Annotated in this window: 20 protein-coding genes, 1 tRNA gene and 1 pseudogene; 20 read left to right on the top strand and 2 right to left on the bottom strand. The window is 42.6% G+C overall.

What is annotated here, in order from left to right:
• Positions 1–22 precede the first annotated feature (22 nt).
• From ADH92_RS10595 to ADH92_RS05370, 20 genes and pseudogenes are all read left to right on the top strand, one after another.
• Positions 23–484: pseudogene (locus tag ADH92_RS10595) on the top strand (GNAT family N-acetyltransferase).
• A gap of 46 nt (positions 485–530) precedes the next feature.
• Positions 531–603, top strand: a tRNA-Thr gene (locus tag ADH92_RS05280).
• 197 nt (positions 604–800) lie between these two features.
• Positions 801–1,112, top strand: coding sequence for a LiaF transmembrane domain-containing protein (locus tag ADH92_RS05285; protein WP_049497691.1), 312 nt, complete (start codon positions 801–803; stop codon positions 1,110–1,112).
• Between the two features lie 300 nt (positions 1,113–1,412).
• Positions 1,413–1,859: a LytTR family DNA-binding domain-containing protein gene (locus tag ADH92_RS05290; RefSeq protein ID WP_049497660.1), complete on the top strand. Its 447-nt coding sequence runs from the start codon at positions 1,413–1,415 to the stop codon at positions 1,857–1,859.
• Between the two features lie 4 nt (positions 1,860–1,863).
• Positions 1,864–2,559 carry a LiaF transmembrane domain-containing protein gene (locus ADH92_RS05295; RefSeq protein ID WP_013904689.1) on the top strand — a complete coding sequence of 232 codons (696 nt, stop codon included), beginning with the start codon at positions 1,864–1,866 and terminating at the stop codon, positions 2,557–2,559.
• 118 nt (positions 2,560–2,677) lie between these two features.
• On the top strand, positions 2,678–2,866 hold the full coding sequence (gene rpmB / locus ADH92_RS05300) for a 50S ribosomal protein L28 (protein ID WP_001140948.1): 189 nt from the start codon (positions 2,678–2,680) through the stop codon (positions 2,864–2,866).
• Between the two features lie 141 nt (positions 2,867–3,007).
• Positions 3,008–3,373 (top strand): Asp23/Gls24 family envelope stress response protein, encoded by a 366-nt coding sequence (locus tag ADH92_RS05305; protein ID WP_003004393.1) that lies wholly within the window; start codon positions 3,008–3,010, stop codon positions 3,371–3,373.
• Between the two features lie 2 nt (positions 3,374–3,375).
• Positions 3,376–5,040 carry a DAK2 domain-containing protein gene (locus ADH92_RS05310; RefSeq protein ID WP_014712937.1) on the top strand — a complete coding sequence of 555 codons (1,665 nt, stop codon included), beginning with the start codon at positions 3,376–3,378 and terminating at the stop codon, positions 5,038–5,040.
• Between the two features lie 284 nt (positions 5,041–5,324).
• Positions 5,325–5,879, top strand: coding sequence for an SP0191 family lipoprotein (locus ADH92_RS05315; protein ID WP_049497663.1), 555 nt, complete (start codon positions 5,325–5,327; stop codon positions 5,877–5,879).
• Positions 5,880–6,014: 135 nt separating this feature from the next.
• On the top strand, positions 6,015–6,206 hold the full coding sequence (locus ADH92_RS05320) for a hypothetical protein (RefSeq protein WP_014712940.1): 192 nt from the start codon (positions 6,015–6,017) through the stop codon (positions 6,204–6,206).
• Between the two features lie 72 nt (positions 6,207–6,278).
• The gene (locus tag ADH92_RS05325; RefSeq protein ID WP_049497664.1) at positions 6,279–7,196 is read left to right on the top strand and encodes an ABC transporter ATP-binding protein; all 918 of its coding nucleotides are present in this window, start codon (positions 6,279–6,281) and stop codon (positions 7,194–7,196) included.
• Positions 7,165–7,905, top strand: a complete 741-nt coding sequence (locus tag ADH92_RS05330; RefSeq protein ID WP_049483531.1) for an ABC transporter permease — start codon at positions 7,165–7,167, stop codon at positions 7,903–7,905. The genes ADH92_RS05325 and ADH92_RS05330 overlap by 32 nt, the downstream gene beginning before the upstream one ends.
• The gene (locus ADH92_RS05335) at positions 7,902–8,999 is read left to right on the top strand and encodes a sensor histidine kinase (RefSeq protein WP_049475098.1); all 1,098 of its coding nucleotides are present in this window, start codon (positions 7,902–7,904) and stop codon (positions 8,997–8,999) included. The genes ADH92_RS05330 and ADH92_RS05335 overlap by 4 nt, the downstream gene beginning before the upstream one ends.
• A gap of 1 nt (position 9,000) precedes the next feature.
• Positions 9,001–9,600: a response regulator transcription factor gene (locus tag ADH92_RS05340; RefSeq protein ID WP_049483533.1), complete on the top strand. Its 600-nt coding sequence runs from the start codon at positions 9,001–9,003 to the stop codon at positions 9,598–9,600.
• Between the two features lie 340 nt (positions 9,601–9,940).
• Positions 9,941–11,641, top strand: coding sequence for an acetolactate synthase large subunit (locus ADH92_RS05345; RefSeq protein WP_049497666.1), 1,701 nt, complete (start codon positions 9,941–9,943; stop codon positions 11,639–11,641).
• Positions 11,634–12,110 carry an acetolactate synthase small subunit gene (gene ilvN, locus ADH92_RS05350; protein ID WP_023919316.1) on the top strand — a complete coding sequence of 159 codons (477 nt, stop codon included), beginning with the start codon at positions 11,634–11,636 and terminating at the stop codon, positions 12,108–12,110. Before ADH92_RS05345 ends, ilvN begins: the two co-directional genes overlap by 8 nt.
• Before the next feature lie 68 nt (positions 12,111–12,178).
• Positions 12,179–13,201 (top strand): ketol-acid reductoisomerase, encoded by a 1,023-nt coding sequence (gene ilvC, locus ADH92_RS05355; RefSeq protein WP_003004157.1) that lies wholly within the window; start codon positions 12,179–12,181, stop codon positions 13,199–13,201.
• 76 nt (positions 13,202–13,277) lie between these two features.
• The gene (gene ilvA, locus ADH92_RS05360) at positions 13,278–14,528 is read left to right on the top strand and encodes a threonine ammonia-lyase IlvA (RefSeq protein WP_049497667.1); all 1,251 of its coding nucleotides are present in this window, start codon (positions 13,278–13,280) and stop codon (positions 14,526–14,528) included.
• Positions 14,529–14,638: 110 nt separating this feature from the next.
• Positions 14,639–15,532, top strand: coding sequence for an SPFH domain-containing protein (locus ADH92_RS05365; RefSeq protein ID WP_049490463.1), 894 nt, complete (start codon positions 14,639–14,641; stop codon positions 15,530–15,532).
• Positions 15,533–15,640: 108 nt separating this feature from the next.
• Complete coding sequence (locus tag ADH92_RS05370) at positions 15,641–15,856, top strand: capsule biosynthesis transcriptional regulator (protein WP_003004771.1); 216 nt, start codon at positions 15,641–15,643, stop codon at positions 15,854–15,856.
• A 119-nt stretch (positions 15,857–15,975) separates the two neighbouring features.
• On the opposite strand, the gene ADH92_RS05375 is transcribed toward ADH92_RS05370, so the two are convergent.
• Positions 15,976–16,716 (bottom strand): amino acid ABC transporter ATP-binding protein, encoded by a 741-nt coding sequence (locus ADH92_RS05375; protein WP_003010256.1) that lies wholly within the window; start codon positions 16,714–16,716, stop codon positions 15,976–15,978.
• A complete protein-coding gene (locus ADH92_RS05380) occupies positions 16,716–18,278 on the bottom strand; it encodes an ABC transporter substrate-binding protein/permease (RefSeq protein ID WP_049497670.1) in 1,563 nt (520 codons plus the stop codon). Before ADH92_RS05380 ends, ADH92_RS05375 begins: the two co-directional genes overlap by 1 nt.
• Between the last annotated feature and the right edge of the window lie 62 nt (positions 18,279–18,340).

The following is an 18,340-nucleotide window of genomic DNA, read 5'->3' on the forward strand; positions in this document are numbered from 1 at the left end:
AAAATCAAGAAAGGAACTTATGATGTTTGTAATTAAAGAAGTCAAGGGTGAAGATCAAAAAATGGCAGTTGTCGCTGAGATTTTAAGGGATTTGCCAGAATGGTTTGGAATACCAGAAAGCACGCAAGCCTACATTGAAGGAGCTAAGGATTTACGAGTTTGAGCTGCTTATCAAGAAAGTGATGTAGTAGGGTTTATAAGTTTATCATATTCGAGTGAAGATTGTGCTGAAATTGACTGTCTAGGCGTGAAAAAATCATTCCAAGGTCAAGGAATTGGAAGGGAATTAGTTACGACTATAGAAAGAGAAGCAGTCAAACAAGTGGCCTACCTACAGGTCAAAACAGTCGCAGAAGGTTCAAATAAAGATTATGACCGAACAAATGTCTTTTATCGCAGTCTTGGTTTTAAAAAATTAGAGATTTTTCCGCAACTATGGGATCCACAGAATCCATGTCAGATTCTGATTAAAAAGATCAACTAAAAGTGCTTGACATCCGCTATCAGAGTGCTATACTAAGAAGGTAATCGCCGATTTAGCTCAGTTGGTAGAGCAACGCACTCGTAACGCGTAGGTCACAGGTTCGATCCCTGCAATCGGCATAGGAAGAAACGACTTTGAAGGAGCGAGACGACGAATGATGTTCATCACATATTCGTTCGGTCTCGTTTCTTTTTTTGACCGCATAGGCACCATTTTTGACCGCTTAGTCAAAAGTCCTTGTCTCCGTAGGAGCTCTCTGCTATCATAGAATCATCAAAGGAAGAAATACTTCCGAATAATCAAAATGAGGTATATGATGAAAAAATTACTTGGACTTGCATTGATTCTTGCTGCTCTTGCAGTTGTGGTAATGGGAATGGTTGGCTTTCCAAAGATCGATGTGAATATCTGGCCTTTGTTCCCTGTTCTCTTATTTGCTTTCTTTACACTTGAAAATCTCTTGAAAAAAGATTACAAGGCAAGTGTTATCTGCGCCTTGATCGCATTTATGATCGCAAATGCGATTTACGATGTCCTGCCGGTTTCAAATGGTATGGTCATCACAGCAGGTGTGTTTGCTTGCCTGGGTCTTAGTTTTCTTTTACCGGATAAAAATAGCAATAAATAAAGGAAGGAGGCTGGGATAAAAATCCTAGCCTCTCAATTGTCTTTGGATTGTAGAGCAAGACGCAGTGGTTGAGTGGGCTCTACTACGCTGATTTCATCAGCTTATACAGCCCTACTCAACTGTGCGGAGGTGGGACGACGGAATCGAATTCTAACGAATTACCGATTTCTGTCCCACTCTCTTTTTTACTTCTCAAATACGACCTCTTGATGGGGAAAACGTGCCACTTACTGAAAAGCCCTTGTTTTGTTTTCAACAGCTGTTATAATGGTACTATCAAAACGTTGGGAAAGGAGTTTTATGAAAGTTAGAATCGAATTGGATCCATCAACGGATGAGCCTGAGATCTTGATTCGAGCTCCGCGCTTGACCCCGGAATTGACCCAGCTGCAAGAGAGAATCCTAGAACAAAAGGTCGCTCCTTTGGCCTTCTACAAGGATCGAAGTGAGTATTTTCTGGATGTGGCATCGATCCTCTTTTTTGAGACGGACGGGGAGAAGATTTTTGGACACACCAAGGACGAGGCCTATGAGGTCAAACAGAAGCTCTATGAGTTGGAGGAGCTACTTCCCATCGCCTTTTGTCGAATTTCCAAATCCACCATTGTCAACGCAAAGCAGATCTATTCTCTAGAAAAGTCTTTTTCAGGGACCAGCACGGTCAATTTCTACCAGACCCATAAGCAGGTTCACGTATCTAGACGCTACTATCAACTCTTAAAAGAACGACTAAATGAAATGAGGTAATATCATGAGAAAAAAATTAATTGGAGTATTCTTAATCCTTTTAGCAGCCTTAATCCTTTTACAGGGCTATTTTGTAAAATGGGACATCAGCATCTGGACCTTAGCTTGGGTTACCTTGCTTGCCGTTCTGTCCCTCTCTAGTTTCTTAAAACGCCATTTTGGTTGGGGCTTCATCTATGGACTTTTAGCCCTCTTTTGTCTCAATGGGCAATACCATTTCCTCCCAGTTTCAAATTCAGTTGTCATCCTTTCCTCAATTCTCGCTGTGATTGGGCTCAACATTTTGTTTAAACCCTCTAAGAAAACAAAAGCCCGCCTAGCTTCCTATTCTGCTGGGTCCATGAGTAAGTCGGATGGCAATGACATTGATGTCACTTTTTCAACAGTGACAAAATATCTCAATGACCAACACTTTACCCGCGGAAGTGCAGATGTGAGTATGGGAGAAGCATCGGTTTATTTTGACAATTGCCGCATCGAGGGTCCATCTGCTCAGTTTGTTGTCGATGTTTCCCTTGGAAGTTTGAGTCTCTATGTACCAAGTGATTGGCGTGTCCATGTAAATGTGGATAATTCCCTCTCAGCGATCCAACATCAGGAAAATCCAAGTGCTCTGACAAGCAAGGATTTCTACATTACGGGCGATGTTTCCTTAGGAAATCTGGAAATTATCTATGTCGGAGCGAATTCGTTTTCTTAAGTCGGAAATGAAAAACTTTGGCCAAAAGCTTGCCAAGAGAGATTTTTTTTGGTAATATAGTACGGTATGTGGTGCTAGCACATCCGTTATATTAGATCTAATAGGAGGAAACACAGAAATGGCTAAAGTATGTTATTTCACAGGTCGTAAGACTGTATCAGGTAACAATCGTTCACACGCTATGAACCAAACAAAACGTGCCGTAAAACCAAACCTTCAAAAAGTAACTGTCCTTATCGATGGTAAACCTAAAAAAGTTTGGGCTTCAGCTCGTGCATTGAAATCTGGTAAAGTAGAACGCGTTTAATAAAGAATATAGAACCTCATAGAGGTTCTTTTCTTTTTCTCTAGAGACAGCTGTCACAGCGGGAGAAGAATAATCCCTACCCTTTTACAGCTGATCTCTTTTATGGTAAAATAGAATATAAAATACTTTTGAGGTAGAATTATGACAGTAAAAATCAATACAAAGGACGGTCAAATTGAATTGACTGATGAGGTTATCGCAACTGTTGTAGGCGGTGCCGCTACTGAGATCTTCGGTGTGGTTGGAATGGCCAGCAAAAATGCGATCAAAGATAATTTCCAAGCCCTCCTAGGGAAAGAAAACTTCTCTAAAGGTGTTGTTGTCAAAACAACGGAAGCAGGAACTATCGCAGTTGATGTTTACACTGTTTTGAGCTATGGAACAAAAATTAGCGAAGTCTCAAAAAATATTCAAGAACGTGTGAAATTTAGTTTGGAAAATCAACTTGGAATCACTACGGATACTGTGAATGTCTATATTCAAAATATCAAGATTGTGGGAGAATAATCGTGGCTAATATTACTACAAGTTTATTTCAAGAAATGGTTCAAGCGGGGGCTACGCGCTTAAATAAACAAGCGGAATATGTAAACTCTTTGAACGTCTTTCCTGTACCAGATGGAGATACAGGAACCAATATGGGAATGACCATCGAAAATGGGGCTAAAGAAGTATCTGACCGTTCTGCTTCAACTGTTGGAGAAGCAGCAGGGATCTTCGCTAAAGGTCTCTTGATGGGTGCGCGTGGGAACTCAGGAGTCATCACTTCTCAATTGTTCCGCGGTTTTTCTCAAAGTGTCAAAGACAAAGAAGAATTGGATGGAGCAGCACTTGCAGCAGCCTTCCAATCTGGGGTAGAAGTTGCTTATAAAGCCGTTATGAAGCCAGTTGAAGGAACCATTTTGACGGTTTCTCGTGGGGCAGCCATCGGTGCCAAGAAAAAAGCAGAATCTACCAACGATGCAGTAGAAGTCATGCGTGCAGCTCTTGAAGGTGCTAAAACAGCTCTTGCTAAGACTCCAGATATGTTGCCGGTCTTGAAAGAAGTTGGCGTGGTAGACTCTGGTGGTCAAGGGTTGGTCTTCATCTATGAAGGATTCTTGTCAGCCTTGACAGGTGAATTCATCGCTTCTGAAGAGTTCCAAGCAACACCTGCAACCATGTCAGAAATGATCAATGCAGAACACCACAAGTCAGTCGCTGGCCATGTCGCAACTGAAGACATCAAGTTTGGTTACTGTACAGAAATCATGGTCGCTTTGAAACAAGGTCCAACCTATGTCAAAGACTTCGATTACGATGAATTCCGTAACTATTTGAACAACCTTGGGGATTCCCTATTGGTGGTGAATGACGATGAGATTGTCAAAGTTCACGTCCATACAGAAGATCCAGGTCTTGTCATGCAAGAAGGTCTTAAGTACGGAAGCTTGGTCAAGGTCAAAGTCGACAACATGCGTAACCAACACGAAGCGCAAGTTGAAAAAGAAGAGCGTCAAGCGAAGCCAGTTGAAGAAAAAGAATATGCCATCATCGCAGTAGTTGCTGGTGACGGATTGGCTGATATCTTTAAAGCGCAAGGAGTTGATTACATCATCTCTGGTGGTCAAACCATGAACCCATCAACAGAAGACTTTGTCAAAGCGGTTGAAGAGTTGAATGCGCGCAACATCATTATCTTGCCAAACAACAAAAATATCTTGATGGCGGCTCAATCTGCAGCAGAAGTGATTGATCAACCTGCAGCAGTTGTTGAGACCAAGACTATCCCTCAAGGATTGACTAGTCTTCTTGCCTTTGATGAAAGCAAATCGATCGAAGAAAACTACGAACGCATGAGCGCTTCATTGGGTGATGTTGCGTCTGGTAGTGTGACAACAGCGGTTCGCGATACCACTATTGATGGGCTTGAAATCCATGAAAATGATAATCTTGGAATGGTCGATGGCAAAATCGTTGTTTCAAATCCAGATATGATGGAAACCTTGGAAGAAACATTCGCTCATATGTTGGATGAAGACAGTGAAATTGTGACCATCTATGTCGGTGAAGACGGCAGTGAGGAGTTGGCAAATGAATTGGCCCAAGCCCTTGCTGAAAAATACGAAGATGTAGAAGTGGAAATCCACCAAGGTGGCCAACCAGTCTACCCATACTTGTTTAGTGTAGAATAATTGAACAGAAGGTTCCTTTCGGAACCTTTTTTTGTATATAGAAAAACGAGGAGATTCCCTATGAAAGCAGCGTGATTCAGAGGGATTGAGATTGAAGCGACCCCTACACGGAAGCTTTATTCGTGAGAAAAAGGGGTTTCTGCAAAAAGTCTCACATTCATCAGATTTTTATTCAAATGGAAGAGCTTGAAAAGAGGGGGAAATGGTTTGAGCAGTGGAGTTTTTAGACAAGAAAGACGCGATATGTTATACTGGTATCAGTATGTGAAAGGAGAGTTATAAAAATGAAGAAATTTTTTGTAACCCTTGGGCTAGCCATTTTGGTATTGACTGGTTGTTCGCAATCCCAAACAAAGAAAACTACAACCGCTAGCTCATCTAGCAGTTCCTCTGTTAAAAAAGAAGTAAAAAATGAAGAAAAAACCACAACCTTAGTAGGAGATATCAATGGAACAAAACACCGGGATATCATCAAATCTAAGGGAGATAAGGTTGAAAACCTTCGTATCGAAGTGACAGCTGATCTGCCCCAACAACTTAGAACTATCGCAGCAGAGAAGTCACCTGAAGAGCTCACGGCAGCCATTCAAGCTTTGCTGGAGCAAAATGAAGACTATAAGAAGCTAAAAACCGTTCCCGGTTTTAGTTTGGAATACACAGTCACACCAGAAAAGAAATTGCTCTCAACCAGTGTGATTGACCTCAACCAAATTGATGCCAAGTCTCTAGAAGAAATTTCTTACTTCAAAGATGCTGGTCTCAATGATTTGAAAAACATGAAGGCAGATGCCTTGGTCAAGGCCTTGAAACTGCATGGCATGAAAGAAGAAGGTCAGTAAGAAGAATAGAAAAAGTCGAGTGAAGTCACTTGGCTTTTTTTAGTGACTTTTGTCATGTGAGCGAGTGACAAAATTATCTAGTGGCTGTTATTTTCTTTCGCTATAATATAGTCAGAAAGTAAGAGGTAAGGAAAAATGAAACAATGGTTCTATAAAGTGTTTACGTTAACAGTGGTGGGGATGGTCGTCTATTTGATCTTTTCAAAGGATGATAGTCTCTATTACCATTTTCCTTGGGAATTATTTGCTGGGATTGGCATCATGAGCTGGGCGGTTCAAGAAGGATTGAAAATGATCAAGGCGGTTAAAAAGGAGATGGAGCAATGAAAACAACGGGAGTAACCCTGGTTGTTTTTGCCATCATTCCGGCCGTTTAAGCCTGGTTGAAAGGAGAGTATCATGAGCGTCATTAGAGTAGAGAACTTGAAAAAAAGTATCAAAGGAAAAGTCATTTTAGAAGATCTTTCTTTTGCAGTTGAACGGGGGGATTGTCTGTCCTTGATCGGGCCAAACGGAGCTGGGAAAACAACCTTGATGAACTGTCTTCTGGGAGATATGAAGGCGACTTCTGGGATTATTGAAGTAGAGGGGAAGGCGCCTGGTCATCCTCAGTTAAAGGCTAGTGTGTCCTATCTCCCTCAAGAGAATGCCATCGTTCAAAAGTTAACCGTGCAGGAACTGATCAACTTCTTTCGCTCTATTTATCCCCACCCCTTAACAGGGGAAGAAATTGATGATTTATTACGTTTTAGCTCAGAACAAAAGAAACAATTGGCTAGTAAGTTGTCTGGTGGTCAAAAGCGCCTCTTATCCTTTGTTCTAACCTTGATTGGTCGTCCTAGCTTACTTTTCTTAGATGAGCCGACTGCGGGAATGGATACTTCCACTCGCCAACGCTTCTGGGAGATTGTTGGGCATTTAAAGGAAGAAGGTGTGACCATTGTCTATTCTTCGCATTACATCGAGGAAGTAGAGCACACGGCAGATCGAATTTTGGTCTTGCATCAGGGGCATTTGCTTCGGGATACGACACCTCTCGCTATGAGAAGCGAAGAGGTAGAAAAACATTTCACCCTGCCCTTGCGCTACCAAGCTCTAGTGGCAGAAATGGAAGACATTGGTGAAGTGGTCGCTAAACCCGATGCCCTTCAGGTTGTGACACGGGATGCTAATCGTTTGTGGAGTCGATTACAAGAAGAAGGATGTTCGATCCAAGAAATCGAAGTAACCAATCGAAGTTTATTGGATTCTATTTTTGAAAATACAAAGGAAGTAGGTAGAGAAGATGAAACGCATGAAAGCTCTCGGCGTGGTTGAGTGGCATTTGACCAGTCGCCAAGCTATTTATTACTTGTTATCAATTGGGATGCCCACGGCCTTTTATCTCTTCTTTTCAGGGATGTACCAGGAAACACCAGGAGCACCTGCTCACTTTATGAGGGATTATCTCCTTTCTATGACGGCATTTTCTATGATGTCTACGGCTATCTTTTCTTTTCCAACCGTTCTTGAAACCGATCGACTCAATAATTGGCAAAAAGTCTTGCGCCATACCCCCGTATCTATGGTAGAATATTATCTAATAAAGGTTGTGGGTCTCTTTGTCGATTTTCTCCTATCGATTGGAGTTGTCTTTACCGTGGGCCATGTGGTGCGGCATGTGAATATGCCCCTACAGGATTGGGTCTTAGCAGCCTTTATTCTCATCCTAGGAAGTCTAGCGTTTGTGGCTCTCGGTCTGGTTTTGACCCTGCTTCCTTCCAGTCAATTGATGTCTGTTGTGGGCAATCTCCTTTACATGGGGCTGGCTGTCATGGGTGGACTATGGATGCCGATTAGTCTCTTTCCAGAATGGATGCAAGCCATTGGCAAATGCCTTCCAACCTATCAATTGATGGAACTGATTAAGACCTTTTTAAACAAGGGACAGGTCAATGTCTTTGCGAGTGTCTATTTAACCTTGTTTACCCTGGTCTTGTTTGCCCTTGTTATCGTTTATCGTCGTCATTCTGAGGTTCGTTCATGATTGAAAAACTCAAACATATTCACCATATGTTTTACGTAGGCTTAATCTTTATGGCCTTTCCCTTTGCTTCTATTTTCTTAGGGCAGATTCCCTGGTGGCATTTCTTTTTAGCCATCTTCTTTATGATAAGCTATCTAGGTATCCTCATTACTGAAAATAAGAAACTGACCTGGCTTTTTTGGATTTATCTTCTGCTGTATATTGCAGGAAATACCTTTTTTGTTGGAACTAGCTTTTGTTGGTTTTACTATTATGTGAGCAATATTTTGATCTATCGTTTTGGGATTCGCGATTTTCGCTCGCCCTTTCTTTGGACGGCTGTTGGATCACTACTGATCCTTTTTGGAGCTCTATTATTTAATAGGGAGATGAGAGAAAATGATTGGCTTTTTGTCCTGATCGTCTCTTTGTTTATCGCGGTTATGACCTTTAGTATGGTTCGGATGGAGATGATGGAAGAGTTGAAAGTTGACCATGCCAAGCAAAACGCCCAGATCAATCTCTTGCTGGCAGAAAACGAGCGCCATCGGATTGGCCGTGATCTGCATGACAGTCTAGGACACACCTTTGCCATGCTCAGTGTCAAGGCGGACCTAGCTGATCAATTCTTGGCATTGGGTCAGGTTGAGAAGGCCCAGGAGCAGGTGCAAGAGATTCAAGCCATCAGTCAAGAGTCCATGCACCAAGTCCGTGAGATTGTGGAGAATTTGAAGCAGCGAACCCTGGCAAGAGAGCTAGAAACCGTCAAGCAAATGCTGGAAGTAGCTCAAATCAAAGTGGAGATTCAGAACGAGCTTGATACAGCCAGCATCTCGCCGATCCTAGAATCTGCTCTAGCCATGGTGTCTCTGGAATTAGCCACCAATATGATCAAACATGCCAAAGCGACACAGGCCCTTCTCTTTTATCGCTCTACCGAGACAGGAGTGGAAATGGTCGCAGAAGACAATGGCATCGGCTTTGCCACAGTCTCCGATAAAGACCTGCACTCGATTCGCGAACGGATTGCCTTGTTGGGAGGAGAGCTGGAGATCAGTCATCAACACAAGCCGACCAGGATAGAAATACGGATCCCCTATCAAGAAAGGAAATAAGATGCGCTTATTAGTTGCTGAAGACCAAAGTATGTTGCGCGATGCTCTCTGCCAGCTCTTGCTCCTGCAAGAGGATGTGGAAGATGTCTTGCAGGCTGGCGATGGACAAGAGGCCATTCGTTTACTCGAAACACATCCAGCCGATATTGCGATTTTAGATATCGAAATGCCCATCAAAACAGGGTTAGAAGTGTTGGAATGGGCTAAAAGTCAACAACCCCAGCTCAAGGTCGTCATCGTTACCACCTTTAAGCGACCGGGCTATTTTGAGCGGGCCCTCAAGGCTGGAGTCGATGCCTATGTCTTAAAAGAACGCCGCATTACGGATTTGATGGCCACTCTTCATGCAGTTTTAGCAGGGCAAAAAGAATATTCGCCTGAATTAATGGAAGGGATCTTGACCCATCCCAATCCTCTGAGCCCTCAAGAAAAGGCAGTTTTAAAAGAAGTCGCAAAAGGGGCTTCTAACCAAGAAATTGCTGATCGCTTATTCCTCTCAAACGGGACCATCCGCAATTATATGTCAGCCATTCTGACCAAGTTGGATGCGGAAAACCGGACCGAGGCAGCAAAAATTGCCCAAGAAAAGGGTTGGTTATAAGGAAGAAAAGAGAGTGGGACAGAAATCGGTAATTCGTTAGAATTCGATTTCGTCGTCCCACCTCCGCACAGTTGAGTAGGRMTGTAAAAGCTGATGAAATCAGCGTAGTAGAGCCCACTCAACCACTGCGTCTTGCTCGACAATCCAAAAACAAAAAAGAGGCTAGGACTTTTGTCCCAGCCTCTTTTTTGTGATAGACATAGCAATTCTAGAGAAACTCTTCTTATTCGGATTTGGATAGAAAATTCAGAAAATTTACTATTTTTCCTTGAAATATTTTCTAAAAATGGTATGATAGTAGCATGCTAATTTGATATACAAAGTACTGGAAAGGAGAGACATGGAGAAAATTACCTTAGAAACTGCAAAAACCGGTTCAGAGCTCGTTCTTGAAACCCTGCGTGATTTGGGTATTGACACGATTTTTGGTTATCCTGGTGGAGCGGTTTTGCCTTTATACGATGCCATCTATAGCTTTGAGGGTATCCAGCATATCTTGGGTCGTCATGAACAAGGATGCTTGCATGAGGCTGAAGGCTACGCTAAATCAACTGGAAAGCTGGGTGTCGCAGTCGTCACTAGTGGACCGGGGGCTACAAATGCCATTACAGGGATTGCAGATGCCATGAGCGATAGCGTTCCCCTATTAGTCTTCACTGGTCAAGTCAATCGTGCTGGGATCGGGAAAGACGCCTTCCAAGAAGCAGATATTGTGGGAATTACCATGCCCATCACCAAGTACAACTATCAAGTACGTGAGACGGCAGATATTCCGCGAATTATCACCGAAGCTGTCCATATTGCGACGACTGGACGCCCTGGTCCGGTGGTAATTGACCTTCCAAAGGATGTGTCTGCTTTAGAGACAGATTTTATCTATGAACCAAGTGTGAAGCTTCCAAGCTACCAGCCTACTATTGAACCCAATGAATTGCAGATCAAAAAGATTTTGAAGCAATTGAGTAAGGCTAAAAAACCAGTTCTTCTTGCTGGTGGTGGAGTGAGTTACGCTGGAGCCGCAAAAGAGTTGATTGCTCTAGCAGAGAGCTATCAGATTCCAGTAGTGACCAGTCTGTTAGGTCAAGGAACGATTGCAACCAGTCATCCTCTTTTCCTAGGGATGGGAGGAATGCATGGATCCTTCGCGGCCAATATCGCTATGACAGAGACGGATTTCATGATCAGTGTTGGTTGTCGATTTGACGACCGTTTGACAGGGAATCCAAAGACTTTCGCTAAAAATGCTAAGGTTGCCCATATCGACATTGATCCTGCAGAGATTGGGAAGATCATTGCTATCGACATTCCTGTGGTTGGCGATGCAAAGAAAGCCTTGCAACAGTTGCTAGCAGAGCCAACGGTTCATAACAACACTGAAAAGTGGATCGAAAAGGTGACCCAAGATAAGAACCGGGTTCGTTCTTACGATAAGAAGGAACGGGTTGTGCAACCACAAGCTGTGATTGAACGCATTGGAGAGTTGACCAAGGGGGACGCTATTGTCGTCACAGACGTTGGACAACACCAAATGTGGGCAGCTCAATACTATCCTTACCAAAATGAGCGCCAATTGGTAACATCTGGTGGTCTAGGAACGATGGGATTTGGTGTTCCTGCAGCTATCGGAGCGAAAATTGCCAATCCAGATAAAGAAGTTGTTCTCTTTGTCGGAGATGGTGGTTTCCAAATGACCAACCAAGAATTGGCGATCTTAAATATTTATAAGGTTCCGATCAAGGTCGTTATGCTCAACAACCACTCGCTTGGAATGGTCCGTCAATGGCAAGAAGCCTTCTATGATGGTCGGACGTCAGAGTCAGTCTTTGATAGTCTTCCGGATTTCCAATTGATGGCGCAAGCTTACGGGATCAAGAATTATAAATTTGATAATCCTGAAACCCTAGAGAAGGATTTGGAAGTCATCACAGAAGATGTACCAATGTTCATCGAAGTAGACATTTCTCGGAAAGAGCATGTCTTACCGATGGTACCAGCTGGTAAGAGTAATCATGAGATGTTGGGGGTGAAGTTTAATGCGTAGAATGTTAACAGCCAAACTTCAAAACCGCTCAGGTGTTCTGAACCGCTTTACTGGAGTCTTGTCGAGACGTCAAGTCAATATCGAAAGTATCTCTGTTGGCGCAACTGAAAACCCTAATGTATCGCGGATTACCATTATCATTGATGTTGCTTCGCACGATGAAGTAGAGCAAATCATCAAACAGCTCAACCGCCAGATTGATGTGATTCGCATTCGTGATATCACAGATAAACCACACTTGGAGCGCGAAGTGATTCTGGTGAAAGTTTCTGCACCTGCTGAGAAGCGGGCGGAAATCTTGGCCATTATTCAACCTTTCCGTGCGACTGTGGTCGATGTAGCTCCTAGCTCTATCACCGTTCAAATGACGGGAAATGCAGAAAAGAGCGAAGCCCTCATTCGTGTTATTCGACCTTATGGGATTAAAAACATCGCCCGCACCGGTGCAACCGGATTTACTCGAGATTAATTCTCGCCTTAACATTGTTAACCCCGCCTTAAAAAGGCAAATAATAAAATAGAAAAGAGATTTTACTTATGGCAGTTCAAATGGAATACGAAAAAGACGTTAAAGTACCAGCACTTGATGGTAAAAAAATCGCCGTAATCGGTTATGGTTCACAAGGTCATGCTCACGCACAAAACTTGCGTGATTCAGGTCACGATGTCATCATCGGTGTGCGTCCTGGTAAATCATTCGATAAAGCAAAAGAAGATGGATTTGAAGCTTACCCAGTTGCAGAAGCAACTAAATTGGCTGATATCATCATGATCTTGGCACCAGACGAAATCCAAAAAGATATCTACAAAGATGAAATCGCTCCAAACTTGAGCGCTGGTAAAGCTCTTGGTTTTGCCCATGGTTTCAATATCCACTTTGGTTACATCAAAGCTCCTGAAGACGTAGATGTCTTCATGGTTGCACCAAAAGGACCAGGTCACTTGGTACGTCGTACTTACACTGAAGGATTTGGTGTACCAGCACTTTACGCTGTCTACCAAGATGCTACTGGTAACGCGAAAGACATCGCAATGGACTGGGCAAAAGGTGTTGGTTCAGCACGTGTTGGTCTCCTTTCAACAACCTTCAAAGAAGAAACAGAAGAAGATTTGTTTGGTGAACAAGCTGTTCTTATGGGTGGTTTGACAAGCTTGATCGAAGCTGGATTTGAAGTTTTGACAGAAGCTGGTTATGCACCTGAATTGGCTTACTTCGAAGTCCTTCATGAAATGAAATTGATCGTTGACTTGATCTACGAAGGTGGCTTCAAGAAAATGCGTCAATCATGTTCAAATACTGCAGAATTTGGTGATTTTGTAACTGGTCCTCGTGTTATCGGTCCAGAAGTAAAAGAAAACATGAAAGCTGCCCTTGCTGATATCCAATCAGGTAAATTTGCACGTGAATTCGTTGAAGACCACGATGCTGGTTTCCCACGTTTGAAAGCCTTCCGCAAACAAGCTGAAGAACTTGAAATTGAAAAAGTTGGTGCTGAATTGCGTAAAGCAATGCCATTCGTTGGTCAAAACGACGATGACGCCTTCAAAATCTACAACTAATTGTCTGTAGAAGACTAAGCAAGTTGGGACACCCTGGCTTGCTTTTTTCATCAAAACACAGCAACAGAGGTATGAAATGATAACAGCAAAAGATGTGACTAAGGCCCATAAAATATTAAGAGGGGTCGTTGTTAATACGCCCCTTGAATATGACCACTATTTATCAGAAAAATATGGGGCAAAAATTTATTTGAAAAAAGAAAACGCCCAACGCGTTCGTTCTTTCAAGATTCGTGGAGCGTATTTTGCAATTTCTCAACTATCAAAAGAGGAGCGTGAGCGTGGGGTTGTCTGTGCTTCAGCGGGAAACCATGCCCAAGGGGTTGCCTATACTTGTAATGAAATGAAGATTCCTGCGACTATCTTCATGCCGATTACAACACCGCAACAAAAGATTGGACAAGTCCGCTTCTTTGGTGGGGACTATGTAACGATCAAGTTGGTCGGGGATACTTTCGATGCTTCAGCTAAGGCAGCACAAGAATTTACGCTTGCAGAAAAACGAACCTTTATTGACCCATTTGACGATCCACATGTACAGGCAGGTCAAGGGACAGTAGCCTATGAAATCCTTGAGGAAGCTCGAAAAGAATCGATTGCTTTTGATGCAGTCCTCGTTCCTGTTGGTGGAGGAGGCCTCATTTCAGGTGTCTCAACCTATATCAAAGAAACAGAGCCTAGGATTGAGGTTATTGGGGTAGAGGCCGAAGGGGCGCGCTCCATGAAGGCTGCTTTTGAAGCAGGGGGCCCAGTCAAATTACCAGAAATTGATAAATTTGCAGATGGGATTGCCGTGCAAAAAGTAGGACAATTAACCTATGAAGTAACCCGCCAGCATGTGGAAACTCTGGTTGGGGTCGATGAAGGTTTGATTTCAGAGACTTTGATTGATCTTTATTCTAAGCAGGGGATCGTAGCTGAACCAGCGGGAGCTGCTAGTGTGGCATCTCTAGAGATCTTGCGCGAATACATCAAGGGAAAAACGATCTGTTGTATTATCTCAGGTGGGAATAATGATATTAACCGCATGCCTGAAATGGAAGAACGTGCCTTGATCTACGATGGAGTGAAACACTACTTTATCGTAAACTTCCCACAACGTCCAGGAGCCCTTCGCGAGTTTGTAAATGATATCTTAGGGCCAAATGATGATATCACACGTTTTGAATACATCAAGCGCGCTAGTAAGGGAACAGGCCCTGTCTTGATTGGGGTTGCTTTAGCCAATAAACATGACTATGCAGGCTTGGTCAACCGTATCGAGCGTTTTGATCCGTCTTTCATTAACTTGAACGGCAATGAAACACTCTATAATATGCTCGTCTGAGTATCATACAGAAACAATCGACCATTTAAGCAATATATTTTTAAGGAATATATTGCTTTTTTATCAACACTTGTGATATGATATGCGTAAATTAAAAGGAGGAACTTTTTATGCCTGGATTTATTATCTTTGTTTTATTCTTGCTACTGGTTGCAGGATTAATTGTGATTAGCTCACTATATGTGGTCAAGCAACAATCCGTTGCCATCATCGAGCGCTTCGGACGTTATCAAAAAATTAGCGATAGTGGCATTCATATGCGAGCGCCTTTTGGTATCGATAAAATTGCAGCACGAGTTCAATTGCGCGTCTTGCAGAGTGAGATCGTGGTTGAAACAAAAACTCAGGATAACGTATTCGTTACCATGAATGTGGCGACGCAATACCGAGTGAACGAAAGCAACGTAAAGGATGCCTACTACAAGTTGATGCGTCCAGAATCACAGATTAAATCATACATTGAAGATGCTTTGCGTTCTTCTGTTCCCAAGTTGACCTTGGATGAATTATTTGAGAAAAAAGATGAAATCGCCCTTGAAGTTCAAAAACAAGTGGCAGAAGAAATGTCAACTTATGGATATATTATTGTAAAAACCCTGATCACTAAAGTTGAGCCAGATGCCGAAGTGAAACAATCCATGAACGAGATCAATGCGGCGCAAAGAAAACGCGTGGCAGCTCAGGAATTGGCAGAAGCAGACAAGATCAAGATCGTTACTGCTGCCGAAGCTGAGGCGGAAAAAGACCGCTTGCACGGGGTCGGTATTGCCGAGCAACGGAAGGCTATTGTCGATGGATTGGCAGACTCTATTAAAGAGTTAAAAGGAGCCAATGTAGACTTGACCGAAGAGCAAATCATGTCTATTCTGTTAACCAATCAGTACTTAGATACCTTAAATAATTTTGCAGATAAGGAAGGGAATAATACGATTTTCCTACCAGCTAACCCAGATGGCGTCGAAAACATTCGTACACAAATATTATCAGCCCTGAAAGCAAAGTAAACTTTTTCTCATTTTTTAAAAAAGGTTCGTATTTTCAGCGATTTTAGTTGACAAAATGTGCAAAACAATTTATATTAGTATTGGAAATAATAATATAGGAGAAAGATCATGGCTAAATCGAACTTTGAAAAAGTAGAATCAGTTGTTGGATGGGTACGCGATAAGAAAATTACGGGATATCGTATCAGTAAAGAAACAAATGCCCGTGAAATGTCTATCATTGCCTTGGCTCAAGGACGTGCAAAAGTGAAAAACATCTCGTTTGAAACTGCACTCGGATTGATTGATTTTTATGACAAAAATCATCAAAAATTCGAAGATTAATTTGTTGTTCCAATTGAAAACCAGAGAGTTTCCTCTCTGGTTTTTTTCTATGCCTTAAAAGAAGAGGAGGTACAAAAAACAGCTTGCTTCCATACTGGTAAGCAAACTGTTTTAAGAGATTAGTGTAAGAAGCGTTGAAGGAATTCCTTGGTCCGTTCTTCTTTGGGATTACTAAAGATTTCTTTTGGATCTCCCTGCTCAGCAATGACCCCCTTGTCCATGAAGATGACACGGCTAGAGACATCGCGGGCAAATTCCATTTCGTGGGTTACGACGATCATGGTCAAACCTTCTTTAGCGAGGTCCTGCATGATCTTCAAAACTTCCCCAACCATTTCAGGATCCAGGGCGGAAGTTGGTTCATCAAAGAGGATAGCATCAGGATCCATGGAAAGGGCACGCGCGATAGCAACCCGTTGTTTTTGGCCTCCTGAAAGTTGTTTCGGACGAGCAGCCCAATATTGAGATCCCATACCGACTTTTTCAAGATTTTCTTTGGCAACTTTTTCTGCGGTTTCACGATCACGCTTGAGGACGGTCGTTTGTGCAACGATCGTATTTTCTAAGACATTTAAATTTTCAAAGAGATTAAAGCTTTGGAACACCATTCCTAATTTCTCGCGGTAGTGGGTAAGATCATACTCAGGATCAAGAACATTTTGTCCACGATAGAGAATCTCTCCAGCTGTAGGAGTTTCTAGAAGATTGATGGAGCGAAGGAAGGTTGATTTTCCGCTACCAGAGCTCCCGATGATGGAGATCACCTCTCCTTTTTCAACCGTAAGGGAAATATCTTTCAAAACCTCATTTTGACCATAAGATTTTTTTAAATGTTGGATTTCAAGAATTTTTTCTGCCATTATTTCACCTCATTGACTTGCATTTGATTGGCACCTGTAGTATAAGTATCAGAATCTAAGCGACGTTCGATGTAGCGAAGAATTCGTGTGATGGTAAAGGTGAGAACGAAGTAAATCACAGCGATGATCGTAAAGGTTGGGAAGTATTGGTAGTTTTGAGTTGCGACCGTATTTCCTGTAAAGTACAGTTCAACTACAGAGATAACATTTAAAACAGATGTATCCTTGATGTTAATAACAAATTCATTCCCTGTTGCTGGCAAGATATTGCGAACAACCTGTGGAAGGACGACCTTGCGCATGGTTTGTCCATGGGTCATTCCTAGAGCAGTCGCTGCTTCAAACTGACCTGGATCCACTGCTAAGATCCCACCACGAACAATCTCACTCATATAAGCTCCGGTATTGATTGATACGATAAAGATGGCGGCCCAGGTACGATCCAAGGAAATGTTGAAGGCTTGAGCGGAACCATAGAAAATGACCATGGATTGAACGATCATCGGAGTTCCACGGAAGATTTCAATGTAGACATTGAGGAACCAACCAAAGGCAGTTTGACATCCAGCAAGGAATTTATTTTTAGCCTTCGGAGCTGTTCGGAAGACACCGATTAACAAACCGATAATCAACCCAGCGATAGTTCCAGTCATAGAGATTAAGAGGGTCATTCCAGTTCCCCGTAAGAACTGTGGGCCATTATCCTTTAAAATCTTCATCATTTGGCTAAAGAATGTCTGCTTATCATCACTAGCATCACTGGAAGCTGGTTGCTTCTTAATCATATCATCCATGAGTTTGACTTGGTCTTCAGACGAAATCTTAGCTAGTGCGGCATTGACTTGGTCAAGTCTAGTATCACCCTTCTTCATCCCGATAGCGATGGTCGCATCTTCTTCTCCAACTTCAAATCCTTTTTTGAATTGGATCATCTTAAATTTTGAATTAGCGGACTCAGCGGTTAGGGCTTCTGGTCGTTCGGAAACATAAGCATCGATGACGCCGGATTCAAGCGCTTGACGCATTTGAGCAAAGTCTCCCATGGCGGTTTCTTGTTTTGCCCCTTTGAGTTGAGAAATGAGCGAGTAGAGGTAGACCCCTTGTTGAGAGGTAACCTTTGCATCTTTAAAGTCATCTAGACTAGTAGCATTCGCATAGTTTCCGTCTCTGCGGACCAGCATGACCGGCTCGCTGGTATAGTAGCTATTAGAGAAGGCGACCTCTTTTTTACGTTCAGCAGTGGGACTCATCCCGGCGATAATCATATCAATTTTACCAGATGTGAGTGCTGGAATTAAACCGTTCCAAGATGTTTTCACGATCAAAGGTTTTTTACCTAAATCCTCAGCAACTTTTTTGGCGATTTGGACATCGTACCCATTGGCATATTGGTTGGTACCATCAATCTTCACGGCTCCATTTGAATCATCTTCCTGGGTCCAGTTGAAAGGAGCGTAGGCCGCTTCCATTCCGATTCGTAAATAGTCATCTGCATGAGCAACCTGTGTGATGCCTAGGCAAATGAAAAGCCCTGTTAAGAGCGCGAATAATGTTTTTTTCATTTTTTCTCCTCTTCCTTATTTTAACTCCTCCTATTGTACGGTAAAATAGGTTGCATTTCAAG

The organism is Streptococcus parasanguinis (genome assembly GCF_001073155.1).
In the GTDB taxonomy this organism is placed as follows: Bacteria; Bacillota; Bacilli; order Lactobacillales; family Streptococcaceae; genus Streptococcus; species Streptococcus parasanguinis_D.